Genomic DNA, 24,351 nt, shown 5'->3' on the forward strand with positions numbered 1-24,351 from the left:
TGTGGGGCTTTGCATTTAGTTTTTAATAATTTTCTCTCGAAATACAGAACCATCAACTGTCTCAACTATAATTGTATAAACTCCGGGAGTATAATTCTCAAAGTTTAATTGTAGAGAGGTTTGTTTTTTAGCATCATATGTTGTTATAACTTTTCCCTCAAGGTTAGATACTGTTATTTTAGACATTTCCATTTTATCAATAGAAACAGTTAAAAATGATCTTACAGGATTTGGATATATTGTTAGCGCAACATCTTCTGATAATTCATCTGACATGCCCTGTTCACTGTTTTTTGCCTTTGTGCATGCGCCGATTTTTGCAAGAAATAGTGAACCGGATTTAATATGCGTATTTGACTTTAGTTCTACCAGTGTTCCTGCCCTAAGCGTAGCATTATAACCCGAACTTACACCATAATTTGAAGAAGCTACTACCGTGTTTGATGCCTGATGCAAAACAGGTGTACTGGTTTCAGGTGTTGTAAGCGTGAGATTGGGCACACATCCCTGGGCATGCAGGTGCATTGACCCAAGTGAAAGTGCAAAAAATAATATATATTTTCTCATAATAATACTTTTTATTATTTTTTAGCAGCCAGGTTCATCATGAACTCTTTCATTTCTTTTATCTCTTCAGCTTGTTTCTCATTGACCTTATTTTGCTCAATGATGTACAATGTTAACTCTTCAATTTTTTCCTGCTGAATTTTTGCTATTTCACCAAGCGAAATACCATTTTCTTCCACTTGTTTAGCCGATGGTACATTTATAAGATGTCCTTTTTCAGTAATGTGCTGTTCTACTTCTTTAAGCGTTGGAAGTTGATAATCTTTTTCGAATACATAATCTGCCCAGGTAGTAGCTACTCTTATTTCTTCGGCAAGGATACCACCTTTAACAAAGAATTTATAACCTGATACATCTACAGAACCTGCTGTTGAAGGAAAACTTGAAACTGCGATTCCTACCTTTCCTGTAGCAAAATCACCCTTAATAAGCGGTGCAGGCTGAAAATAATTATAGTTTTCTACAATAAAGGCACCATCTATTGTTTGGCCAGACCCTGCCTGATAGCCAATGAAAACATTTTCTGATCCTACAGATTCAGTTCCGGCACTGGCACCTAAAAAAGTATTGTTGTTTCCAGGATTTCCAAAACTACTCCATCCTGCTTCCATACCTATCATGGTATTTCCTGATCCGCTGCATCCTGCTCCTCCATTAGTGCCCATAATGGTATTTGCCTGTCCATTAGTTATGCTTACCCCGGCAAAAGTTCCTACACAAGTATTTGATGCTCCTCCTGTGTTACTTTGTCCAGATTTATCTCCTATAAAAGTATTACCCGCACCAATGGTATTTTTTTGACCTGAAAAGTTACCAATAAAAGTATTGGAAGAACCTGTTGTATTTACCACACCCGAGTTGTTTCCCATAAAAGTGTTATACACACCTGTAGTGTTCACTTTTCCTGAACGGTAACCATAAAAGGCATTTTGGCCTGTGCCGCTAGAGGTCGTTCCGGCTTCTAACCCACCACTCGTTGCCAAACTATTTTGTTGATTGTTTTGCGCATTGGCAAATAAACAGCTTAGGCCAAAAAGGCCAACGTAAAGATTTTTTTTCATTTTTAAAATAATTTTATATGGTTGAATATGATAAAATTAGCCAATTCGTTACACCGTTAATCGGTTACAATATACTGTTAATCGAAATGAATTAAATTTAACATATTAACATTTTTATAACTAAAAAAATATATAAAAACGAAACAAATGTTAAGAAAAACACATTTTAGGTAAAAATATATCATTACTGTTGTTGGCTATATTTAAAATATAAATATTCTATTCATATAACGTCTAATAGTATTTAACACATCATTAAAACTTTTACTATTTTAATTTCACCCGTAATATTTAACTTTACCAAAATTTGAACAAAATGTCTATTCTACACAAAAGCGAGTCAATTATTATTCGTGACCTTTTAGCTGAAGAGCAAGCTTTATTCCTTGATCATTTTAGTGATAATGAAGTTACACGCCATGTACCTTATCGTACTACCGAACAATATACTGAGCTGTTTAAAATGGCAGTGGAAAACAATAACAAAGGAATATTTAACCGTTGGGGAATTTACAATGCTGCCGATAATGATTTTATAGGCGTGTGCCTTGCCCGTCATTTTTCCTATAATCCGGATCAACTGGAAATTGGCTATACCCTGAGTAAAAGATACTGGGGAAAAGGTATTGGTACCGAAGTAAGCAGGGCTTTAGTACAGTATTGTTTTGAAAAAACAGATAATGAAGAAGTAGTTGCCGTAACAGATCTTGACAATGTTGGATCTCAAAAAGTATTAGAAAAAGCAGGTTTTACACGATTGGATGATTTAGTTATAGATGACGAAGACCTGGCCTTTTTTATGATCAAACGATAAAATTGACTTTTTTCTTGAAAATCATGCCTGTTTTTTAAAATCGGAAATAAAATGGCTCGGAATTTGTTTAGACTTTTTACGTACAATCATTCGGGGTCATAACTCTTTTGAATTTTTAACATTAGCCCTAAACTATAAAATTGTATTTTTGCAATCTGCATGACAAAAAAAATCTACATATTATTATTGCTTACACTTGGTTTCCTTTTGGGACCAACGGTAACGTATGCACATAATAATAAAGCAGAGATGGCATGCTGCAAAAAGGAATCTTCTAAAAAAGATTGTTGCAAAGAACACCATTCTAAAGAAAAAAAGCACAGTTGCGATAGTGGCTGTAAAAGTGTTTCCTGCGGTTGCCCTTCGGTGTCTTGCGGCTTCACCCCTACGCTTGCTTTCCAATCAGAAAATGATTCTCTTTTTGATTTTTCTGACAGAAAACAAAATTACTTTTATTCAGAAATCTTTATCTCATCAGATTTTCGATCTATCTGGCTTCCACCTAAAATAAGCTAGTACTTCTTCCCCGACAGCTATAAATACGTCAAACCTTAAGCCTTATTTGGCTAAAAAATCATTAAACATTAGTTAATCCCTGTACTATTCAGAACATAGCCTTATATGCTATTGTTACTGTTATGCTTTAGGATTGATCTATCCAAAAACTACAATATAAAATGAAATCAATACATAAATTATTGGTAGCAATAACCCTATTGCTATCAGTCACTTTCGCCAATGCGCAAAACAAAAATACTGTAACAGAAACAGTAAAGATCAATGGTAATTGCGGTATGTGCAAACAAATCATTGAAACGGCTGCGGCTAAAAACAAAACTGCCAAAGTAAACTGGAATGCCGATACTAAAATGGCAACCGTTACTTATAATCCTAAGAAAACCAGTTTAGACCAGATATTAAAAAGTATAGCCGACGCAGGATATGACAATGAAAAGTTCACCGCTGAAGATGCTGTTTACGAACAATTACACGGATGCTGCCAGTATGAAAGAGAACTAAAGGCAGAACCAAAAACAAGTAAGTAATAGAAACTTTAAATTGACACTTTATGTTTAAGCTAAAAAATATAGCCGCTTTATTCCTAATCTTTCTGAGTTTTTATACAGCAACGGCACAGATAAAACTAGGAGATACTTTTCCTGATGTCCAACTACAAAACGACAAAAATACTACAGTAAAACTTAACTCCTTTAAAGGTAAAACAGTCTTGGTCGATTTTTGGGCATCCTGGTGTGCTCCCTGCCGACTGGCAAACAAAAAGCTGGTTAAACTGTATGACAAATTCAAAAGCCAAAATTTTGAGATCGTAGGAATATCTATAGATACCGATAAAGCCAAATGGTTAAAAGCCATTGAAAAAGACAAACTAAAACACCCGCAATTAATCGACCCAAAAGGTTTTGATGCCAAAACATCCATAGCATTTGGAGTAGAAGCTTTACCGGCAGCCTACCTTTTTGATGCATCAGGAAAACTGATCGCCATCAACCCTACCGAAGCACAGATAATTGCACAAATCAAAAAAAACAAATAACATGAAAACATTAAATATAAAATTCTTAGCCCTTACACTTTTAGCATTGCTATCAGGTGTAAACTCATACGCTCAAATATCTAAAGCAGAAATCATGGCAACAGGCCTAACCTGCTCTCTGTGCTCGAATGCTATAAATAAGCAGTTAAAATCCATGACTCAGGTAGATAGCATCAGTACTGATCTGAACACCAACACCTTTACGGTTTATTTTAAAGAGAATACGCTTTTACAGCCTAAAGTATTAAAAACGGCTGTCGAAAAAGCAGGATTCTTTGTAGGATCAATGGTTTTAACTATGAAACTTGATCCTCAAAATTTACAAGACAATTCAACCTTAAAAATTGAAGATGGTTTGTTTATTTTTATCGATCCTAACAACCCGATTTCTGATAAAGAAACCCAATACAGGGTTTTAGACAAAGGTTTTGTAACCCAGAAAGAGTATAAAAAATTAGCCAAATCATATTCTAAGCACCCAAGCTACATGGCCGAAAATGAAAATGATTATCACATAAAAGCTATTTAATAATGAGATATCTATCAATTGTATTTTTGCTGTTTATTTCATTAAAAATAAATGCTCAGGAATTGTTTGTAGTTACAGAACCCGCAAGCAACGCTCCGGCGGGTTCCCTTTCAGTTCGTGTTGGACAATCCTTATTGGAAAACCAGATGGAAAATGGAAACGTATATAATTTATCACCCGAAGTTACCTGGGGGATCAATAAAAACTTAATGGTTCGTGCCTCTGCCTACCTTAATGACATGAATAACGGACTCGATCTTAGAGGTGGTGGTGTGTATGCCAAATACCGTTTTTTCTCTGTAGATGATCTTCAAAGCCATTTCAGGATGGCAGCCTTTGGACGATACAGTTGGAATAGTTCGGCAATTCATCAGGAACCTATCGATATGATGGGAATGAATACTGGCTTCGAGGCAGGTATTGTAGCTACCCAGTTAATTAAGAAAGTAGCGATAAGTTCTTCTGTAAGTTACGGACAGGCTTTTGACAATAACAACTACAAGTTCCCCGACAATCTTGGGAACAATGCTGTGAATTATACATTCTCTATTGGACGTTTAATGCATCCTAAAAAATACACCAGTTACAAACAAACCAATATTAACACCATGTTGGAATTTGTGGGCCAGACGATAACAGAAAATGGAAGATCGTATCTTGATATAGTACCTTCAATTCAGTTTATCATTAACAGTCAGGCTAGAATAGACATTGCTTATAAAAAAGAGCTTTACAATTCTATGCACCGTATAACATCAGACGGTATCTTCTTAAAACTGGAATACACTTTTTTTAATGTTACTAAATAAGCAGTCATAACATAATGAAAAAAATATTTTATTTAGTACTACTGCTTTTTGCATTTGCAAATGTGCAGGCACAAATTTTAAACCCGGTTAAATGGGAAGCTTCCGTCGAGAAAAAATCGGATTCGGAATATTTGCTTACCCTGAATGGTGTTATTGAAACCGACTGGCATGTGTATTCTCAATTCACTCCTGAAGATGGCCCGCTGCCTACCGAATTCATTTTTCATAATACAAAAGGAAACTATGAAGCGATAGGGAAAGCGACCGAAAGCGAAACCAAAACGGTATTTAGCGATGTTTTTGGTGTAAACGAAGTTTTCTTTGAAGATAAAGTAACGTTTACTCAATTGATTAAACACAGTAATGCTGAAAACAAAATTATTCAGGTTGAGCTGTTCTACCAGGTATGTAAAGAGAGCTGCATCAGTGAAAACAAATACTTTGAATTTAACTTAAAGACACTGGAGGCTAAAGAAATTGAAGCATCAGCACTCATAACTGAAAATACGGTTAATACAGAAACAAAAGCTATAGCAAAAAAAACACCTGAAGCTCCGGAATCATCAGATTCCGGTCTATTCAAAATTTTCTTTATCGCCTTTTTATCCGGATTTGCTGCACTGCTAACACCTTGTGTGTTCCCAATGATACCAATGACAGTAAGCTTCTTTACCAAACAAAGTAAAACCAAAGCAAAAGGGATTAAGAATGCCATTATATATGGTATATCCATTATCCTTATTTATGTATTCTTAGGGTCTGTTATTACACTTATTTTTGGTGCAGATGCCCTGAATGCCCTATCGACCAATGTATGGTTCAATGTAATTTTCTTTGTATTATTGGTTGTATTTGCCAGTTCGTTCTTAGGTGCATTCGAGATAATGCTTCCCAATTCATGGGCCAATAAAGTTGACCGACAAGCAGACAGGGGCGGTATTATTGGTATACTATTTATGGCGTTGGCTCTGGCTATTGTTTCCTTTTCCTGTACAGGACCAATAATTGGAACTTTACTGGTAGAAGCAGCATCAAAAGGTGGTATTGCGCCGATTGTAGGTATGCTTGGATTCTCTACAGCATTAGCATTACCTTTTATGCTGTTTGCAATGTTTCCGGGTTGGTTAAATACTCTACCCAAATCGGGCGGATGGTTAAACACGGTAAAAGTGTTCTTAGGTTTCTTAGAACTGGCATTGGCTTTTAAATTCTTATCGAATGCCGATTTAGTATTGCAATTGCATTGGTTTGAAAGAGAATTGTTCTTAGCCATCTGGATCGCCATATTTTGTACACTCGCTCTGTATTTATTTGGGAAAATCACACTACCGCACGATTCGCCTTCACCCTATATTTCGGTAGGTCGCTTATCGATGGGATTAATCGTACTGACCTTTACCATTTATTTGATTCCCGGCCTATGGGGTGCACCTCTAAAATTAATTAGCGGTTTTCCACCACCAATGACCTATAGTGAATCGCCTCATGGTGTAGGAAGCTCAAAAGGTGGAAGCACAGCAGCAGTCTCCATATTGCCAGATGGAGCCCATAGAGGACCGCATGATATTATTGCCTTTACAGATTATGAAAAAGGATTGGCTTATGCCAAATCAGTTAACAAACCAATCCTTTTAGACTTTACAGGATTTGCCTGTGTGAACTGCAGGAAAATGGAAGATTATGTTTGGTCTGATCCCAAAATATTATCCATCTTAAACAACGATGTTGTATTGATATCACTGTATGTAGATGACAAAAGAGAGCTCCCGGCTGCAGAACAATACGTTTCTAAAGAAACGGGTAAAAAGATAAAATCTATAGGTAATAAATGGAGCGATTTCCAAATTACACGCTACAAAGCAAATGCACAGCCGTATTATCTTGTTTTAGATACAAACGAAAATAGCCTGAACAAACCTGCCGGTTATATGCCCGATGTTGATGAATATGAACAATGGCTGAAATCGGGTATTGAACAATTCAAATAATAAATTAAGAACTGTAAACAGAAGATTAAACTTATCAGGAAAAAAGGGGGAGAATTCAATTGAGTTCTCCCCTTTTCTATGGACAATATTTATCAAAAATTTATGATTTACAGCTCAAAATCAGAACTTTGAATTATTGTCATATCATCGATTAGCCTTACCTTTATAATTACTGCTATCTACTAACTAATACTTGGAATTATGCCGAAAGATATTTATAAGATTAAAAAATTACTGAACACCAAAAACGGCACGTATACGTATTACAGCCTTACGGAAATGCAAAACCAGGGTTTTGACATTGAAAAGATGCCATTTTCCATTCGGATTTTATTAGAAAATGCATTACGTAATTTTGATGATTTTGCTATTACCCGCGAAAATATAGAAACCCTGCTTAGCTGGAAACCCGAAGCGTCGGATAAAGATATACCCTTCAAGCCTGCCCGTGTACTAATGCAGGATTTTACAGGTGTTCCTGCCGTAGTAGATATTGCTTCATTAAGAGCAGAAATTGCCCGAAAAGGAAAAAATCCGGATGAGATAAATCCACTCATTCCGGTAGACCTTGTTATAGATCACTCCGTGCAGGTCGATTATTTTGGAACCGAGTATTCGTATGACCGTAATATGGACGAAGAGTATAAGCGTAATAAAGAGCGTTATCAGTTCTTAAAGTGGGCACAGCAGTCGTTTAGTAATTTTAGTGTTGTTCCGCCTGGTATGGGTATCTGCCATCAGGTAAACCTGGAATACCTCTCTAAAGGTGTTATTGAACGTAACGGTGAAGTATTCCCCGATACACTTGTAGGTACAGATAGCCATACTCCAATGGTAAACGGAATTGGAGTTATTGCCTGGGGTGTTGGAGGAATTGAAGCTGAAGCCGCCATTCTTGGACAGCCTATTTATTTTATCATGCCGGAGGTTATCGGACTTCGCTTAACAGGGAAAATTCCTTTAGGTTCTACAGCTACCGACATGGTACTTACCATTGCCGAACTCCTTAGGAAATATGGTGTAGTAGGTAAATTTGTAGAAGTTTTCGGTTCTGGGTTAGATAACCTTTCAGTACCAGATAGGGCTACAATCGGTAATATGTCTCCAGAATTTGGATGTACTGTAACCTACTTCCCTATTGATGACAAAACATTAGAATATATGCGCTTAACCAACCGTTCTGAAGATCAGGTGAAACTGGTTGAAGACTATTGTAAAGCAAATATGTTATGGCGTACCGGGAATGAAACCATTACCTATACTCATATTTTAGAATTAGATCTTTCTACAATAGAACCTACTGTGGCAGGACCAAAAAGGCCGCAGGATAAAATACTGCTTAAAAATTTCCAATCGACTTTTATTGATGTACTGCATCAATCATTTGGACGAAAATATATTAAACCCCAGGAACAGCTTACACGATGGTTTGCCGAAGGAGGAAGTTCACTTCCCTTTAAGGCAGAAGCACAAATGCAGCAGGAAACCAAAATTGAACAAAAAATTGAAGACGGTATGAAAATCGTTACCGTTACCATTGGCCAGGAACAATTTATGCTATCTGATGGGGCTGTGGTAATTGCTGCAATTACTTCCTGTACAAACACGTCGAACCCTTATGTAATGATTGGAGCAGGTTTGGTGGCCCGAAAAGCAAGAGAGCACGGACTTAATGTAAAACCTTGGGTAAAAACATCTTTAGCACCAGGATCTAAAGTAGTAACTGATTACTTGATAAAAGCCGATCTACTGGATGACCTGCAGTCGATGAAATTTCACATTGTGGGTTATGGATGTACTTCCTGTATTGGTAATTCGGGCCCGCTTCCTCCACACATTGCAAAAGCAATCGATGACCACGATTTAGTAATGGCATCTGTACTTTCAGGTAACAGGAATTTTGAAGCAAGGATACATCCTCAAATAAAAATGAACTTCTTAATGTCGCCAATGCTTGTTGTGGCTTATGCTATTGCAGGACGTGTAGATATTGACCTGTTGAACGAACCGATAAGCTACGACCCAAATCAGCAGCCCGTATATTTAAAAGACATTTGGCCGTCTGACGATGAGATCAATGCAATTATGAGTTCTGTACTTTCACCGAAACAGTTTGCGAATAGCTACGGAACTATATTTGACGGAAATGAAATATGGCAGAACCTTGAAGTGCCTAATGAGAAAATATATGAATGGGACGATAAATCGACCTATATAAAAGAAGCTCCTTTCTTTAAAGATTTACCGGATCAGCCTCAACCGCTAAAAGACATTGAAAATGCAAGCGTACTTTTAGCTTTGGGCGATAGTATAACAACCGATCATATTTCGCCTGCAGGTTCTTACAATGAAACATCATCTGCTGGTAAATATTTATTGAGCCGTGGTGTTCCAAAAGAAGAATTTAACTCTTACGGTTCCCGTCGTGGTCATGACGAAGTAATGGTGAGAGGTACGTTTGCTAACGTACGTATTAAAAACAAACTTGCCGATAAAGAAGGTGGTTACACTAAATTTATGCCTACAGGCGAAGAAATGAGCATCTATGATGCATCCATAAAATATAAAGAAGCCAAAACACCTTTGGTGGTTCTTGCGGGTAAAGAATATGGCAGCGGTTCTTCGAGAGACTGGGCTGCAAAAGGAGTTTTCCTATTAGGAGTAAAGGCAGTTCTTGCCGAAAGCTATGAAAGAATACATAGGAGCAACCTGGTAGGTATGGGCGTATTACCAATGCAATATAAAAATGGAGAAAATGCCGAAAGCCTTGGACTAACCGGAAAAGAACAGTTTACCATTACCGGAATCGCCAACGACATTAAGCCGCTAAAAGAAGTAGATGTTACTGCCGTAAATAGCAACGGTGAAAAAATCACCTTTAAAGCCATTGCCCGACTGGACTCGAAAATTGAGGTTGAATATTATAGAAATGAAGGTATATTGCAGTATGTATTAAGGCAGTTTCTGCATAAAGCATAACCTTAAAAACAGGCAGGATCTTTACATAATCCTGCCTGTTTTACTATTAAACAAATACTATAAAATAAGCCACATAAACTCTTTGCTATAAATGCCTGATAATTTTAAAAAGTACATACTGGACAATGCCGGTATAACCGAAGAAAACTATAAAGAATTAGAGCCTATGGTATATACCCTTAAAGCAAAAAAGGGAACGATACTGTTAGAACAGGATCAGATTTGTGACAGGGCTTTCTTTGTGTGTAAAGGATTATTGCGATCGTATACTGTAGACGAAATGGGCAAAGAGCATATTATACAATTTGCCTCAGAAAACTGGTGGATTGCCGACAGGAGCAGTTTTTATTTTGACGAACCTTCCGAACTTTTTATTGATACCATTGAAGACTCTGAAGTAATTTATATCAAGAAGGATTTCTTTAATAAGCTTGAACAGATTTCTGATAAATTTACTTCATTTAATACATTAGCACTACAAAAAAACATTCGTCAGATGCAGAAGCGCATTAACTATCTGCTCGCAGCCACTGCCGAAAAGAAGTACCTTGATTTTATAGAAACCCATCGTGAAATCACCTACAGGCTACCTTTGCAAATGATAGCCTCTTATCTTGGTATTGCGCCCGAAAGCCTGAGCAGGGTTCGCTGGGAACTGGCAAACAAGAACTTTAAACCCTAGTTATTTCCTAACCTACATCAGGTTGCTTCTATCCAATACATGCTAATTTTATTTGTATAAAATGGGTAGGATTCTACATATCCATTATTCACCAAAATTCAATCATTATAGTTCCCCTCATTTCTTAACATAGGTCAAGTGTATTCTGTTTTATTGGTACTAATTTTACAGTACTAAAAAACAACATCATGGAATATAATGTAATACACAATGAAAAAGACATGCGTTTTGAAATCCATTCAGAGGATAAAATAGCATTTGTTCAGTACAAATTATTTGATGGAGGCATCGCTTATATGCATACTGATGTACCTCCCGAATTAGAAGGTAAAGGTATTGCATCTACGTTGGCTAAATATGTTTTAGAGTATGCACAAAATAATGGACTCAGGGTAAAACCTTACTGCCCATATATCAATGCATACATCAACAAACATCCTGAATATCAGGCCAACTCATTATTTCACGATAAAAAATAAAAAGACATGAAAACAAAAAAGATAGAAAGAGTGATTGCACCGCCTGTACCACACATGGTAGGTGATGGTTTTAGAGTACACAATTTTATTCCGTATGGAAATGGAATGAGCATGGAGAGAATGAGCCCGTTTATCATGATGGATTATAACTCCAAGTTTTACTTCCCTCCTACTAAAGAACAAAGAGGTGTTGGCGTACACCCGCACAGAGGGTTTGAAACTGTTACTATAGCCTACAAAGGTAAAGTAGCACACAACGACAGTTCCGGCAATAGTGGTGTTATTGGAGAAGGAGATGTACAATGGATGACTGCTGCATCGGGAATTTTACACAAAGAATACCACGAAGAACAGTTTAGTAAAGAAGGCGGCGATTTCCAAATGGTACAGTTATGGGTTAATCTTCCTGCAAAAGACAAAATGTCGAAACCAAAATACCAGGGCATTACCAATGACCAGATCACGAAGTATCAGCTTCCTGATAATGGAGGGCTTGTTGAAATAATCGCTGGAGAATATAATGGTGTGGCTGGAGCAGCTTCAACTTTTACACCTGTAAATTTATTCAATGCCAAATTAAACAAAGATGCTGTTGCAACGTTTAACTTTCCGGCAAAACACAACTCGGCAGTATTAGTAATAGAAGGTAGCGTTTTAGTGAACGACAGCGAAACAGTACCTACAGACAATTTCCTGTTATTTACAAATGAAGGCGAAGAATTCACTATTAAAGCACTGGAAAATTCGGTGGTGTTAATTTTAAGCGGTGAGCCGATTGATGAGCCAATAGTGGCACATGGTCCTTTTGTAATGAATACACAACAAGAGATCATGCAGGCATTCAATGATGTAAATATGGGCAGATTTGGATTTTTAGATTAATCCTTATCCAATATAAATTTAGTTTAAGCAATGCTCACAAGGCATTGCTTTTTCTTTTACAGAAATACGAAAAACGCAACAAAAACACAACAAAACCTCATTTCGTTATTTTATTATTAAAAAAAACACAAATGTTATGCGATTTACCAAAACATCTTTATACATTTGCACTCGAAATGAGAAACAACAGTCTACATATTACCTATTTGAAGAAGTGCAACATGATGCGTTGTATGACGAATCTATGGTATGAACGGGCTTAAGCATAAACGAGTATATATACTTTAAAAAAGACCTTTCATATAACAATGAAAGGTCTTTTTATTTTTATACACTTTTAGCCTCTCAGCTCAACAAAAAACAAAATTTATAAAAAAATAACATTTTATTATTACTCTACTAAATTAGTAGACTTTTAAATCACTTATATTTGCACCGGAATTATTCAGAACTAAAATTAAAAACCATGAAAAAAGTAATCACAACTGCTAAGACAAACAAATTCGAATCAAAATCGAATCGTTTCATGCATTTTCATGGCCATACTATGCATTTTAGCAAACGATATCATATGTGTATGCATACTATTAAAAATATGATGAATATGACATGTTGTTATATGTCAATGCCCGTGCCCTGTAAGAGTTCTTCTGCGATATAGTTATACTAATATAACTGCTCAAGCCCTTTTACAACACATGTAAAAGGGCTTTTTTTTTAAACCATTTCCATCCACCTTTAATAAATTTTAATATGAGTACAATTGTCAACAACTTCAAACTTCGTGTCCTCCTCGCCTTTGTAGGTATCTACATTATATGGGGAACAACCTATTTAGCAATATCTTACGGCCTTAAAGGCTTCCCTCCTTTTATATTATCCGGTTTGCGTTTCCTGGTTGCAGGTATTATTATCCTGCTTTGGCTTTGGAAAAAAGGCGAAAAACCTAACTCATTAACCAACTGGTATAAAAACCTGATACCTGGTATATTTATCCTTGCTATTGGTGTAGGTCTGGTAGCATGGGCAGAGCAATACCTTAGCTCTACCGAAGCCGCTATTATCATGGCAAGCGAACCTTTTTGGTTTATTCTATTAGACAAAAAGAACTGGAAAAACTACCTGTCTAACCCTTTAGTAATTACCGGACTTGTTATTGGTATGGGTGGTTTGCTATTATTCTTAAAAGACAGCCTTCAGAACGGTGCTCATACTGCAGATGATACAATGAGGTATGCTTCATTTGGAATCTTATTCATCAGTTCACTGTTATGGGTATTGGGTTCGCTCTTTTCTAAAAACAGGGCATCAAGCCACTCTATTTTCATGAACGTGGGGCAACAGCTTATAGTTGGGGGTGTTACGAGCCTGATAATAGCTTCGATTCTTGGCGAATGGACCGTTATTAACTGGAGTGCTATTCCGTTAGAAGCCTGGTCTGGTCTTGCCTACCTTATTGTATTTGGATCTATTATAGCCTACCTGTCATTTATATGGCTGCTTTCTATAAAACCTCCGGCACTGGTAAGTACGCATACCTATGTAAACCCTGTTGTTGCGGTTGTATTTGGATGGATCATTGCCAATGAGAATATAACCGGTATGCAGACAATTGGGTTGCTTGTAATCCTACTTGGCGTACTATTAACAAACATGATAAATTATAAGATCACAAAAAGATCTAAAGTTAAATGGCGAAAAGTGGAACGTATATTCTCAAGGAATAATGGTTACAAACATAGCACAAACTAACAACGATCGTAAATACAAAAGATGATAGAATTAAAGAACATAACAAAAAAGTTTTATAAGACCGGAAGGGAAATAACTGCGTTGCAGGATGTTTCCCTAAGGGTTCCTCCCGGAAAGATCTTTGGCGTGATAGGAACATCCGGAGCGGGGAAAAGTACGTTGATACGTACCATTAATTTATTAGAAAAACCCACTTCGGGGGAGGTTATAGTAGATGGTAAATCATTATTAAAACTCTCTAACTCGCAACTGGCACAGGAAAGAAGACAGATAGGAATGATATTCCAACACTTTAATCTTTTATCTTCCCGAACCGTTTTTGAGAACATTGCTTTTCCATTAGAACTGGCTGGAACTCCTAAAATTCTCATTAAAGAAAGGGTTAAAGAATTACTTGAGTTAGTAGGCCTTACTGATAAAATAAACGATTATCCATCAAATCTTTCGGGAGGGCAAAAGCAGCGAGTTGCAATTGCAAGAACGCTTGCCAATAATCCGAAGGTTTTATTGTGTGATGAGGCAACTAGTGCACTCGATCCTGCAACTACAAGATCGATATTAAATCTGCTAAAAGACATCAATAAACGTCTTAATATAACCATACTACTCATCACCCATCAAATGGAAGTTATTAAAGCCATTTGTGATGAAGTAGCTGTAATAAGTCATGGAGAATTAGTAGAACAGGGCACGGTAAGTGACATATTTACCAATGCAAAAAATGAATTGACACGGGAGTTTATCGCTTCTTCTTTGCATATCGAAATTCCGGCTATCTATCAGGAACGATTAGTTACTCTATATAAAACCGGCCTATACCCTTTACTGCGCTTGGAACTCAATGGTAAATCGGTAGATGAACCTATACTAACCGATGCCGCTAAACAATTTGGAATCAATGCCAATATTATCACAGCGCAAACGGCTTATGCCGGAGACACCAATTTTGGGATTCTAATTATCGAATTGTCCGGTGATGAAAACCAGCAAAAAGAAACTATAGAATATTTTAAATCGAAACATATAAAAACTGAAATACTGGGCTATGTCTGAATCTATTATCACATTACTATTAAAAGGAACATGGGAAACCATCATGATGACGTTTGTATCCGGTTTCTTTGGATTCCTTTTAGGGCTTCCGGCTGGTATATTGCTGTTCCTTACCCGAAAAGACCAAATCTTAGAAAATGTTATTATTAACAGAGGCCTATCAGTTCTTGTAAACGTCTTCAGGTCGATACCTTTCATTATTTTAATCGTATGGATGATCCCTTTTACAAGAGCACTGGTTGGAACATCCATAGGTGTTAGTGCTGCTTTAGTACCGCTTAGTATTGGTGCTGCACCATTTATTGCAAGGCTTGTAGAAAACAGCCTGTTGGGTTTACCATCCGGATTAATTGAAGCTGCCCGTGCATTGGGAGCTACTCCATTACAAATTGTATACAAAGTATTATTACCGGAAGCACTTCCATCACTTATCAATGCTGCATCTATAACGCTAATTACCCTTGTAGGCTATTCGGCTATGGGTGGTGCTGTTGGTGCCGGTGGACTGGGACAAATAGGCTATCAGTATGGTTACATCGGTTATGATGTTACTATAATGAATACCGTATTAGTATTGCTTGTTGCATTGGTATTTATAATACAATTCTCGGGCGATGCCCTTTCTAAATATTTTGATCACAGATAAAAACTAATAATAAAATAATAACCATGAATACTAAAATAAAATTTTCTGCACTAACAGGAATACTATTATTAAGCCTGACACTTACCAATTGTGGAGGTGATAAAAAAAGTGACTCTAACCATATTAAAGTAGGTGTTGCTGCCGGACCTGAATTTGCAGTGGCACAGGCGGCACAGAAAGTAGCGAAAGAAAAATACAATCTGGAAGTAGAACTGATATCTTTCAATGACTATGTTGTGCCAAACGAAGCCCTAAACCAGGGAGATATCGATGTGAATGCTTTTCAGCACAAACCGTATCTGGATGCACAATCTGAACAAAGAGGATACAAACTGGCTATCGTAGGTAAAACCTTTGTTTTCCCTATTGCGGCATATTCAAAGAAAATCAAGTCGCTTACTGAGTTAAAACCGGGAAGCACCATTATTATTCCTAATGACCCTACCAACGGAGGGAGATCATTATTACTTCTTCAAAAGAATGGTCTTTTAAAACTTAAAGACGGCATTGGTCTATTGCCAAAAGTAACCGATATTACAGAGAATCCTAAGAACCTTAAAATACTGGAACTTGAAGCACCGCAAATACCAAGGGCACTGGATGATGAGAATGTAACGATCGCTATCATTAATAACACATTTTCGTCTCAGGCAGGGCTTGTTCCTTCCCGTGATGCTTTATTTGTAGAAGACAAAGATTCTCCGTATGTTAACCTCGTCGTTTCCAGAGAGGACAATAAGACAGATGATAAAGTGCAACGTTTCTTAAAAGCCTATCAATCAGTAGAGGTAGAAAAGGCGGCTGAGAAAGAATTTAAAGGAGGAGCCATAAAAGGCTGGTAAAATAATGCAGATACAGTATCTCTTCGAGTTATTAGGTACAGGATTCTTTGCCATATCAGGGGCATTGGTAGCCAATAAAAAATCAGCTTCAGACTGGTTTGGTGTAACATTTATAGGTTTCATTACTGCTATTGGCGGCGGTAGTCTCAGGGATGTACTGTTAGGCTGTTACCCCATTGTTTGGGTTAAAGATGTTTATTTTGTGTATGCCATTTTAGGCGGAACAATATTAGCCAGTGTGTTTTATACCACACTGCACAAACTCAGGAAAACAATGTTTCTATTTGATACACTGGGTATTGCCCTCTTTACCATTGTAGGCACAGAGAAAGCGCTGAGCCTTGGTGCAGGTCCTGTAACTGCAGCCATTATGGGTATGTTTAGTGCTGTTATGGGCGGGGTTCTAAGGGACATGCTAACCAATGAGATACCCATTATTTTTCATAAAGAAATTTATGCGACTGCCTGTCTTGCAGGAGCGGTATTGTACCTGCTTTTATTTTACTTTGATGTAAACCGAAACCTCAATTTCTGGTTATCAGGAACGGTTATCGCTGCTATAAGAATAATGGCTGTACGCTATAACCTGAGCCTTCCTAAATTCCGAAAAGATACTGGTGAACCAGTAACATAATTACACAAACAGTACACTGAAGCCTCGCTATAGCGGGGCTTTTTTATTAGACAAAACCTGCAATTGCATTTTCATAATGATTCCTGTAAAACTTAATAGAGTAAATGATCTTGAGAATAAATCACTATATTGCAGGTTATTAAATTGTAAAAATTTGTAACTTACTGGTGATTTTAATTATAACAAGATCACGGAGAATACCACTCAATCTCTCACTTAAACATTAATTATTATGAATTGGATATACAACATAAAAAGTAAAATGACTGCGGCGTTATTGCTTTTCACTGTATTGGGTGTAGTTATAATAATTAATTTTAGTGAACGAAGTAATTCCACTAAGATCAACAAAGCGATTTCTTCTATTTATGAAGACCGCCTTGTAGTAGGAAACTATATCTTCCAGGATGCACAATACTTTCAGAAGATCACTCATATTATAGAAAATCCTTCCTACTCTATCTCCGAAAAGCAAGAACATATTGCGGCATCACTTGCCAAAATAAGTGACCTGAACATGCTATACAGCAAGACAAAGCTAACCGAAGAAGAAAAATTAAATTTCGACAAGTTTACAAGCCTTTGCAAAGAGATTGCACAAACTTCATCAGCAGGGAGTTTGTCTAAGGTAAAGGAATTATCTAGTGAAGCGGTAGTAATACTACATAACCTTTCTTCAATCCAGATTTCTGAAGCAAAACTGCAAATGGAAAGTGCAAACAGCCTATACAACTTCTCTAACCTAAGTTCGCATTTTGAAATTGCTATACTGGTAATAATTGCACTCATAATACAGGCCTTAGTATTTTCATCAAAAGCTGTGAATTCTATCAAAGCACCCAAACAGTTTAATCTAAATTAACAGAATTCCCACCGTTCTTTTTGAATCCTTAATATATAGGGTATCTTTGCAAAATGAAATGGTTTAAGAACATAGCGGTTTTCTCGCTTCTGATTTTTGCTTTTCTCTTCTGCAGTGCCGGAGAGAAGACTTCTCATCAGTTGTTGCATAAGCCGTCTAAAAACTCCATTGACAAGGTTGATTACTTAAAAACTACTGCTTTTGTCAAGCCCCATTTCGGTTCTAATATATCGTCTGAAAATCGCGACCATTCTCCGTTAACTGCAAAATGGTTCGTTTCTTATATCGATTTAAAATTCACGCATTTTACAGCTTTCACTTCCTATGCTTCTTTTTTAAAGCAGGATATCAACCGCTGTTTACATGTCTCCATACTCCTTTTTCCTTTCCATATTTTTTGGTAAACACATTATAATGCAGTCATTTAGGCTATAAACCTATTCTGAATTGATATTCTATATCAGTTCAATAATTACATTATACATATACAAAAAATAAAAAAATGGATACATCGTCATTAATAATCGGCCTTGTACTGACATTAGTCTGTGCATTGCCTATTATCTATATTGCTAAGGCACAAGGAAAAACTAAAAACAAAATAAAAGAAATTTTCAGCCGCTATCATCAGGGGAAATTTATATTTACGACTAAAGAAACTCACTTTAAAAAGATATTTGCTTTAGATGAGCAAAACAAAGGATTCTTGTTTGTTAATTTGGATGCAGACCATGATGATACTCACTTTGTAGACTTAAACGAAGTTACTTCCTGCAGGATCGAAGAGATAAATGCCGGAACCAATTCTAAAATAATAATGCATTTTAAATCTGGCACAAAAGAAAACAAAGAAGTCGTTCTATATGATCTTGAAAGTGACAAACTTGGAAACATATACTGGCCAGGAAATGAACAAATAGCCAAAAAATGGCAAAAACTTATTGAAGATTGTTTTTAAGTTATTTTTGTTAGTTATTATTCAATCAAGGAGACCTCAAAAGGGTCTCTTTTTTTGTTTCGCCATCCTATTAATAAAAAATAGATGTCAATTTTATTCAATTGCTGCGCGTATTAGTAACTGTTTAAATTTTCATTTTTAAGAAACCATGTTACTTTTAAAAATGAATCGGTTAACACAAAAAATTGCAATCCATGTATATACCGTGCATAAGATCAACAAATGAATTACAGTACCTGGCATTTCTGTGATCGAAACACCTGCCTGCGTAATTGCAATGTATATTTTTAGAAAAGGAGTAGTAGGTAGTAAAGACGAAAAAGCCTGAAGGATTAATGGCAGACTCGAAAAGGGCCATGTATATCCTGTAACAAGAAAAATAGGATAGGTCGAGAAAGCCATGATCTGCATACCGATCAATTTAGATTTGAAAAGCGTACCGATCACTACTCCAAACGGAATAACAGTCATAATAAAAAATGCTGTGATCAATAATAGCTGGAAGAAACTCCCCTTAACAGGGATCTCTAACAACGAAAAGTTAATGGTAAAGAAGAACACAGCATACAGCATAAACAGCAAGAAGTATACAATACCTAATCCAGCCAGATAATTAGCAGGATTACCTGTTATTTTTACTATTTCTGCGTTCTCTTTCTTATCACCCACGATACTGGTTGTGAGTCCTAATAATAAAGTTTGTTGTAATATAAGGGCTATCAGTCCGGGTAGTAAAAATTGCCCGTAGCTGGACCTCTCATTGTGTAAAGGTTTATAATCTGCTGTAATGGGATTGATCTCAGGCATAGCAACATCAGTCACCAATCCTTTGGCATTAAAATACTTGAGCCTTACTCCTGCTCCTACGGTTAAAACGACTTTAGTTACTCCGCCTGCCAAGTCATTAGAAGGTAAAAATTTAGAGGAATTTAAAGCCAAAACCGTGTTAGCCTGTTTAAATTGCTGCATTTTTTTCTGCAGTCCATTTTCGATGTATAAATAACCTACGCAATCTCCATTATTCATGGCTTCCTGAGCATCTTCTAAATTGCTCACAATATAAACATTAGCGATTTGGAGTTTTTTTATCTGATCAATAAGCGTTTGCGATAATGGTGTTTTATCATCGTCTACAATTGCAAGTGGCACCCTCTCCTCTTCCTTATATTGATAAATACTGCCATAAAAAAAAGCATATAAAACAGGGGCAATCATCAAAACCAGTAAGAGACTATGGTCTTTGCCGATCTTTTGGATCTCACGTAATAAAAGTTGTAGTATGGCTTTCATAACGCAGGTTTTAATTGTTGCCTTCTCATTTTACTTCCATACACCACATTAGCCAGTAAAAAGCTAAATACTATAAAAGCCAGCAAAATAGTTATTTCTTTGGTTACATACCGTAAGGGCAAGTTCATGCTGCCAATCTTAAAGTAGGCATCTACAAAGTGCGTGTAAGGCATTAATACCGCATAATACTGATCATACCATGGCATTGCCCATCGGGGGAATGTAAACCCGCTAAAAACAAATGCAGGCGATGAAAAAAACAAAGCTACATCTGTAGTGAACATAATATCATCAAAAAGTGCCGAAACCAACATCCCCAATGCCAGGCATGCCGAAAGCATCAGCATCAGTAAAAAGAAGAATTTGAAACTGAGAAATTCGAATCCGAAACCAAACAATGGAAAAATAAGGATCGTAAGGATCAAATAATTAATGATCATTGGTACAAAATACGCCACAAACTTACCTCCTATAATTGCAAATACATTAAAGCCGGAAAGTTCCCGTAGTTCTTTTTCGGTTTTTGTTTTCTTTTCATAGTTGATAACCAGTACACCTATTAATAAAAATACCATTTGAAGGGTTACAGAGGTAAGCCCCGGCAGCAGGTATTTTATATAGTTATACGTAGGATTAAATAACGGCAATGTATTAAGCTTTATAGGCTGGGCAAGAAACATCGCTGTCGATTTCTCCACCCCTTTTTTAGTGAGTTTCTTTAATATAACCCCACCGTTTGCCATGAGTAAAACCTGCATGGCATCTTTGTAGATCAGTTTACTGGGTACTAAGGACGCGGCATTGGTAAAAATACCTACCGTAACCGCTTTGGTCCTTTTTATATCCCTCTCCATATCTTCAGGAAAATGAATCCCTCCATAAGCCTCTCCTGTATTAATAAGTTTTTCCATTTCTTTCCTGTCGGAAACAACATGGGTAAAATTGATCGACTCTGTTTGCTGAAGTAAAAAAATAAGTTCTCTCGATAGTGCCGACTGATCTTCATCCCAAATAACAACGGGCAGATCCAGGACTTTTTCTTTACTGTAGATCAATCCGTAAAAACAAAACAGAAAAGGCGGAATAATAAAAAGCACGATATAAAATGCCGGTATTGTAAAAATCCGACGAAGCTCACGTTTGCATATTTTTTGTAATGATTCTATCATTATATTTTCAAAGAAGCGGTCATTCCTGAACGCAGTCCTTTTAGTTTTTTTATGTTTTCAGGCTTAAGGACTACGGTAAATGTCCGCAACTCAAATTTTCCTTTGTCTTTAACCGGAACCCAGTTGGCAAATTCCAATGTAGGATCAACTTCATCTACTACTACCTCAAATTCTTCGGGAGTAACTCCGGGAACTTCAACAGTAAACTTTTTGCCTACATGGAAATCCTTGATCTTATCCTGCCTTATGTTGAACTTAATTTTAAACGTGTTCAATTTTTGCAGCGACATCACCGGATAGCCAATAGAAGCCAACTCCCCTTCGCTCAATATGGTAGATACTATAATACCATCGCTTGGTGCAGTTATTTTCGTTTTATCTTTAACCATTTCAGTAAGGCTAAGGCCTTCTTCTGCCTGTTTAAGTATCGCTTTGGCTGCAGTAATTACTTCGGGACGAGTACCTTCTTTCAACATTTCAAGATTAAGCCTGGCTACAGACATTTCTTTTTTTGAAGCTTCATACTTAAAGTTAACGATATCCCTTTCCTGCCCCGAAACCACTCCGTCGTTGTATAAATTCTGGAATCTTTCATTAGTGTTTTTAAACAACCCGTACTGGTCTTTGGAGATATCCAATATGTTTTGTGTAGCATCCAGTAATTGAGGACGTGCCCCCGTTTGTAACAATAGTAGCTGAGCTTTCAATGCTTCAACCATAGAAAATGCCTGATTTTTAAAAACATCAATTTCTTCAGAACTGATCTTAGCTAATACATCCCCTTTATGAACTGTATCACCTGTTTTTACATACAAGCTGTCCAATCGTCCCGGTACCTGAGAGGCCAAATCGATAAAATCGGCATCTACCATGCCTATAAACTGGTCTTTATAATGCTCTTTACGACTCATAAAGAAAATAAGGATAATAACAATAAGTAGTACAGGTATGGAAACAACCCAGTATTTTTTTAGTGTTTTCATATCTTTTTAGTTTAAGATTTTAGTAATTTCATTCATTTCGCCATAATTAAAAAGATAATCGGCCACTGCTATATCATAGGCTAAAACAGCTGCATAGTAAATTTTAAACAAGCTATCCTGTATAATAACAGATTCGGTAACATCTTTGGGAGATGCCAGTTGGTTTTCCATCCTTTTGATAATGCTTCGGGTAGTTTCCTGAGACTGTTTTATTGCCCGCTGAATAGAATTAATATCATTTGATAACTTTTCGATGGTATTCCTGGCTATCAATACTTTCGATTTGATGATCTCCTGAGTCTTATTCTTAACGAGTATACTCTCTTCCAATACTAATTTACTGGCATTAACGCGTTTTCTCGTTTCACCGCCATCAAAAATCTGAAGCTTAAGATTGATCCCCACAATCCAGTTTGGAATAACAACCGGAAGGTTTTTTTGCAAAAACTGGTAATTACCCGTAGCAAAAAGATCTGGTAAAAAACCCGATTTATTCGCCTTATTATTAATCTCAGCAAGGCTTACAGCTGTTTCAACCACATGATAAGCAGGATGCCTTTCCCAGAAATTCTCACTTTCGTTTTTAATCATAAAAGGTAATTTCCTGATAGTATCGTTTACAACCAATAAAGTATCAAGCGGAAGCCCCATTAATTCATTAAGCTCTACAATAGTATTTTTCTTTGATAGTTCGAAATTACTTATCCTGCTTTCGGCATCTAATAAAGCTACAGATACCCATCCTTTTTGGTAAGGCGGTAGAATCTCATTTTTAACCAAAGACTCCGCATAATTCAGGTTTTTCTCTAAACTTACTTTTATTTTTTTACTGCTTTGTATCTGGCTGTTTAAACTCAGTACTCTTAAATAATGCAGTGTAATAAGATAGTTAAGTGTGTATTGAGAGCTTTCAAGACCGGTTTTACTCGACTCCAGTTCAGTTTTCGCAACATCTTTTAGGCGTTGTAACTTGCCTCCCATATATAAGGGCATTATTACTGCTGCATTGGCCAGAAAATAACTTTGATCGCTTAAACGCAAATTCTCTTTAGGGTATAATTTTTCTGCAAGGGATTGCGAAAAATCCCGAACCTTATTGGCTAAAGGCTCCGGTAATGGGTTTCCTGTAATATCACTATAAAAATCATTGGCAATTTGAAGGTTAAGATCGGTAACCCCATTTACAACTCCGGGCTTTAAAGTCTGCACGTTAATTTCTAATGGATCACTTAAATAATAATAGCCTGAAAGAAAATCTACCTTAGGATAAAATGCAGCATTTTGTGCTTTTAGCATTTGTTCCTTAAAGCTGATCGACATTCTACCACGTTCCAGCGTAAGACTGTTATCATTAGCCATTTTAAACAATTGTTCTAATGTTACATCCTGTGCATAACCTTTTAAGGGGAGTATATATAGAATGGCATATAAAGCAACAATTATAGTCTTAAATAATAAGTTATTGCTAATCAAAGATTTTAAAGAACCAATTCCTATAGATACTATGGCAATATCATCTATCAGGTAGCGATCTACCATTAATATCATTGGAATTAGGCGTGTTTTTTTTAGATTATTTGCCATGAATATAAATTTGAGGGTAGTTATCTTTAATTCAGACACTTATGTATTCTCAAATTTAGAATAAACATTTAACTTAAAAACATTCACGGCTATTGGTTATTTTAAAACTTTTCATTATTTTAACTTAAGTAAGTTAAAATGTTAATTATTACTAAAGTTATCCTCTAAATGATTAATTATTTATTTTTCAGATAAAAAATATTCAACATCTGATTAACCCTTATTTCATGAGA

25 protein-coding genes are annotated in these 24,351 nt (G+C 36.4%); 19 read left to right on the top strand and 6 right to left on the bottom strand.

Going from position 1 to position 24,351, the window contains the following annotated elements:
- Positions 1–15 precede the first annotated feature (15 nt).
- Complete coding sequence (locus EPI11_RS12895; RefSeq protein ID WP_128390394.1) at positions 16–567, bottom strand: T9SS type A sorting domain-containing protein; 552 nt, start codon at positions 565–567, stop codon at positions 16–18.
- Positions 568–581: 14 nt separating this feature from the next.
- Positions 582–1,628, bottom strand: coding sequence for a hypothetical protein (locus EPI11_RS12900; protein WP_128390395.1), 1,047 nt, complete (start codon positions 1,626–1,628; stop codon positions 582–584).
- A gap of 316 nt (positions 1,629–1,944) precedes the next feature.
- Here EPI11_RS12900 and EPI11_RS12905 point away from each other — a divergent pair, with 316 nt between their 5' ends.
- From EPI11_RS12905 to EPI11_RS12995, 19 genes are all read left to right on the top strand, one after another.
- Positions 1,945–2,442, top strand: a complete 498-nt coding sequence (locus EPI11_RS12905) for a GNAT family N-acetyltransferase (RefSeq protein WP_128390396.1) — start codon at positions 1,945–1,947, stop codon at positions 2,440–2,442.
- A 159-nt stretch (positions 2,443–2,601) separates the two neighbouring features.
- Positions 2,602–2,958, top strand: coding sequence for a hypothetical protein (locus EPI11_RS12910; protein WP_128390397.1), 357 nt, complete (start codon positions 2,602–2,604; stop codon positions 2,956–2,958).
- A gap of 161 nt (positions 2,959–3,119) precedes the next feature.
- Positions 3,120–3,488, top strand: a complete 369-nt coding sequence (locus EPI11_RS12915) for a heavy-metal-associated domain-containing protein (protein ID WP_241657623.1) — start codon at positions 3,120–3,122, stop codon at positions 3,486–3,488.
- Positions 3,489–3,511: 23 nt separating this feature from the next.
- Complete coding sequence (locus EPI11_RS12920; RefSeq protein WP_128390398.1) at positions 3,512–3,997, top strand: TlpA family protein disulfide reductase; 486 nt, start codon at positions 3,512–3,514, stop codon at positions 3,995–3,997.
- A gap of 1 nt (position 3,998) precedes the next feature.
- A complete protein-coding gene (locus EPI11_RS12925) occupies positions 3,999–4,526 on the top strand; it encodes a heavy-metal-associated domain-containing protein (protein WP_241657624.1) in 528 nt (175 codons plus the stop codon).
- 2 nt (positions 4,527–4,528) lie between these two features.
- Positions 4,529–5,335, top strand: a complete 807-nt coding sequence (locus tag EPI11_RS12930; RefSeq protein ID WP_128390400.1) for a hypothetical protein — start codon at positions 4,529–4,531, stop codon at positions 5,333–5,335.
- 14 nt (positions 5,336–5,349) lie between these two features.
- Positions 5,350–7,323, top strand: a complete 1,974-nt coding sequence (locus EPI11_RS12935) for a protein-disulfide reductase DsbD family protein (RefSeq protein WP_128390401.1) — start codon at positions 5,350–5,352, stop codon at positions 7,321–7,323.
- Between the two features lie 201 nt (positions 7,324–7,524).
- A complete protein-coding gene (acnA, locus tag EPI11_RS12940) occupies positions 7,525–10,302 on the top strand; it encodes an aconitate hydratase AcnA (RefSeq protein ID WP_128390402.1) in 2,778 nt (925 codons plus the stop codon).
- Between the two features lie 91 nt (positions 10,303–10,393).
- Entirely contained in the window at positions 10,394–10,984 is a 591-nt protein-coding gene (locus EPI11_RS12945; RefSeq protein WP_128390403.1) for a Crp/Fnr family transcriptional regulator, read from the top strand.
- Between the two features lie 188 nt (positions 10,985–11,172).
- Entirely contained in the window at positions 11,173–11,463 is a 291-nt protein-coding gene (locus EPI11_RS12950; RefSeq protein ID WP_128390404.1) for a GNAT family N-acetyltransferase, read from the top strand.
- Between the two features lie 6 nt (positions 11,464–11,469).
- Complete coding sequence (locus tag EPI11_RS12955; RefSeq protein ID WP_128390405.1) at positions 11,470–12,345, top strand: pirin family protein; 876 nt, start codon at positions 11,470–11,472, stop codon at positions 12,343–12,345.
- A 753-nt stretch (positions 12,346–13,098) separates the two neighbouring features.
- Positions 13,099–14,097 (top strand): EamA family transporter, encoded by a 999-nt coding sequence (locus EPI11_RS12960; RefSeq protein ID WP_128390406.1) that lies wholly within the window; start codon positions 13,099–13,101, stop codon positions 14,095–14,097.
- Positions 14,098–14,118: 21 nt separating this feature from the next.
- Complete coding sequence (gene metN, locus EPI11_RS12965) at positions 14,119–15,150, top strand: methionine ABC transporter ATP-binding protein MetN (protein ID WP_128390407.1); 1,032 nt, start codon at positions 14,119–14,121, stop codon at positions 15,148–15,150.
- Entirely contained in the window at positions 15,143–15,796 is a 654-nt protein-coding gene (gene metI, locus EPI11_RS12970; protein WP_128390408.1) for a methionine ABC transporter permease MetI, read from the top strand. The genes metN and metI overlap by 8 nt, the downstream gene beginning before the upstream one ends.
- 23 nt (positions 15,797–15,819) lie before the next feature.
- Positions 15,820–16,638: a methionine ABC transporter substrate-binding lipoprotein MetQ gene (gene metQ, locus EPI11_RS12975; protein ID WP_128390409.1), complete on the top strand. Its 819-nt coding sequence runs from the start codon at positions 15,820–15,822 to the stop codon at positions 16,636–16,638.
- Between the two features lie 4 nt (positions 16,639–16,642).
- Positions 16,643–17,272 (top strand): trimeric intracellular cation channel family protein, encoded by a 630-nt coding sequence (locus tag EPI11_RS12980; protein WP_128390410.1) that lies wholly within the window; start codon positions 16,643–16,645, stop codon positions 17,270–17,272.
- Positions 17,273–17,504: 232 nt separating this feature from the next.
- On the top strand, positions 17,505–18,134 hold the full coding sequence (locus EPI11_RS12985) for an MCP four helix bundle domain-containing protein (RefSeq protein WP_128390411.1): 630 nt from the start codon (positions 17,505–17,507) through the stop codon (positions 18,132–18,134).
- 53 nt (positions 18,135–18,187) lie between these two features.
- Positions 18,188–18,538, top strand: a complete 351-nt coding sequence (locus EPI11_RS12990) for a hypothetical protein (RefSeq protein WP_128390412.1) — start codon at positions 18,188–18,190, stop codon at positions 18,536–18,538.
- Positions 18,539–18,636: 98 nt separating this feature from the next.
- Positions 18,637–19,092, top strand: coding sequence for a hypothetical protein (locus EPI11_RS12995; protein WP_128390413.1), 456 nt, complete (start codon positions 18,637–18,639; stop codon positions 19,090–19,092).
- Positions 19,093–19,230: 138 nt separating this feature from the next.
- Here the strand turns inward: EPI11_RS12995 and EPI11_RS13000 are convergent, their stop codons facing one another.
- The 4 genes from EPI11_RS13000 to EPI11_RS13015 are packed head-to-tail and all read right to left on the bottom strand — an operon-like array spanning position 19,231 to position 24,118.
- Positions 19,231–20,382 (bottom strand): ABC transporter permease, encoded by a 1,152-nt coding sequence (locus tag EPI11_RS13000; protein WP_128390414.1) that lies wholly within the window; start codon positions 20,380–20,382, stop codon positions 19,231–19,233.
- Positions 20,379–21,551, bottom strand: a complete 1,173-nt coding sequence (locus EPI11_RS13005) for an ABC transporter permease (protein WP_128390415.1) — start codon at positions 21,549–21,551, stop codon at positions 20,379–20,381. The genes EPI11_RS13000 and EPI11_RS13005 overlap by 4 nt, the downstream gene beginning before the upstream one ends.
- Complete coding sequence (locus tag EPI11_RS13010; RefSeq protein WP_128390416.1) at positions 21,551–22,534, bottom strand: HlyD family secretion protein; 984 nt, start codon at positions 22,532–22,534, stop codon at positions 21,551–21,553. The genes EPI11_RS13005 and EPI11_RS13010 overlap by 1 nt, the downstream gene beginning before the upstream one ends.
- A gap of 6 nt (positions 22,535–22,540) precedes the next feature.
- On the bottom strand, positions 22,541–24,118 hold the full coding sequence (locus EPI11_RS13015) for a TolC family protein (RefSeq protein WP_128390417.1): 1,578 nt from the start codon (positions 24,116–24,118) through the stop codon (positions 22,541–22,543).
- Positions 24,119–24,351: the final 233 nt, after the last annotated feature.

It is taken from the genome of Flavobacterium cerinum (assembly GCF_004028155.1).
Lineage (GTDB): Bacteria > Bacteroidota > Bacteroidia > Flavobacteriales > Flavobacteriaceae > Flavobacterium > Flavobacterium cerinum.

Excerpts from the sequence above, each read along its gene's own strand:
- EPI11_RS12900 (WP_128390395.1), bottom strand. The coding sequence starts at position 1,628 with ATGAAAAAAAATCTTTACGTTGGCCTTTTTGGCCTAAGCTGTTTATTT.
- EPI11_RS12950 (WP_128390404.1), top strand. The coding sequence starts at position 11,173 with ATGGAATATAATGTAATACACAATGAAAAAGACATGCGTTTTGAAATC.
- EPI11_RS12935 (WP_128390401.1), top strand. The coding sequence starts at position 5,350 with ATGAAAAAAATATTTTATTTAGTACTACTGCTTTTTGCATTTGCAAAT.
- EPI11_RS13000 (WP_128390414.1), bottom strand. The coding sequence starts at position 20,382 with ATGAAAGCCATACTACAACTTTTATTACGTGAGATCCAAAAGATCGGC.
- EPI11_RS12985 (WP_128390411.1), top strand. The coding sequence starts at position 17,505 with ATGAATTGGATATACAACATAAAAAGTAAAATGACTGCGGCGTTATTG.
- EPI11_RS12895 (WP_128390394.1), bottom strand. The coding sequence starts at position 567 with ATGAGAAAATATATATTATTTTTTGCACTTTCACTTGGGTCAATGCAC.
- EPI11_RS12930 (WP_128390400.1), top strand. The coding sequence starts at position 4,529 with ATGAGATATCTATCAATTGTATTTTTGCTGTTTATTTCATTAAAAATA.
- EPI11_RS13010 (WP_128390416.1), bottom strand. The coding sequence starts at position 22,534 with ATGAAAACACTAAAAAAATACTGGGTTGTTTCCATACCTGTACTACTT.
- EPI11_RS12960 (WP_128390406.1), top strand. The coding sequence starts at position 13,099 with ATGAGTACAATTGTCAACAACTTCAAACTTCGTGTCCTCCTCGCCTTT.
- metQ (WP_128390409.1), top strand. The coding sequence starts at position 15,820 with ATGAATACTAAAATAAAATTTTCTGCACTAACAGGAATACTATTATTA.
- EPI11_RS12910 (WP_128390397.1), top strand. The coding sequence starts at position 2,602 with ATGACAAAAAAAATCTACATATTATTATTGCTTACACTTGGTTTCCTT.
- metI (WP_128390408.1), top strand. The coding sequence starts at position 15,143 with ATGTCTGAATCTATTATCACATTACTATTAAAAGGAACATGGGAAACC.
- EPI11_RS12905 (WP_128390396.1), top strand. The coding sequence starts at position 1,945 with ATGTCTATTCTACACAAAAGCGAGTCAATTATTATTCGTGACCTTTTA.
- EPI11_RS12990 (WP_128390412.1), top strand. The coding sequence starts at position 18,188 with ATGAAATGGTTTAAGAACATAGCGGTTTTCTCGCTTCTGATTTTTGCT.
- EPI11_RS12980 (WP_128390410.1), top strand. The coding sequence starts at position 16,643 with ATGCAGATACAGTATCTCTTCGAGTTATTAGGTACAGGATTCTTTGCC.
- EPI11_RS12955 (WP_128390405.1), top strand. The coding sequence starts at position 11,470 with ATGAAAACAAAAAAGATAGAAAGAGTGATTGCACCGCCTGTACCACAC.
- EPI11_RS13015 (WP_128390417.1), bottom strand. The coding sequence starts at position 24,118 with ATGGCAAATAATCTAAAAAAAACACGCCTAATTCCAATGATATTAATG.
- EPI11_RS12945 (WP_128390403.1), top strand. The coding sequence starts at position 10,394 with ATGCCTGATAATTTTAAAAAGTACATACTGGACAATGCCGGTATAACC.
- acnA (WP_128390402.1), top strand. The coding sequence starts at position 7,525 with ATGCCGAAAGATATTTATAAGATTAAAAAATTACTGAACACCAAAAAC.
- EPI11_RS13005 (WP_128390415.1), bottom strand. The coding sequence starts at position 21,551 with ATGATAGAATCATTACAAAAAATATGCAAACGTGAGCTTCGTCGGATT.
- EPI11_RS12915 (WP_241657623.1), top strand. The coding sequence starts at position 3,120 with ATGAAATCAATACATAAATTATTGGTAGCAATAACCCTATTGCTATCA.
- metN (WP_128390407.1), top strand. The coding sequence starts at position 14,119 with ATGATAGAATTAAAGAACATAACAAAAAAGTTTTATAAGACCGGAAGG.
- EPI11_RS12920 (WP_128390398.1), top strand. The coding sequence starts at position 3,512 with ATGTTTAAGCTAAAAAATATAGCCGCTTTATTCCTAATCTTTCTGAGT.
- EPI11_RS12925 (WP_241657624.1), top strand. The coding sequence starts at position 3,999 with ATGAAAACATTAAATATAAAATTCTTAGCCCTTACACTTTTAGCATTG.
- EPI11_RS12995 (WP_128390413.1), top strand. The coding sequence starts at position 18,637 with ATGGATACATCGTCATTAATAATCGGCCTTGTACTGACATTAGTCTGT.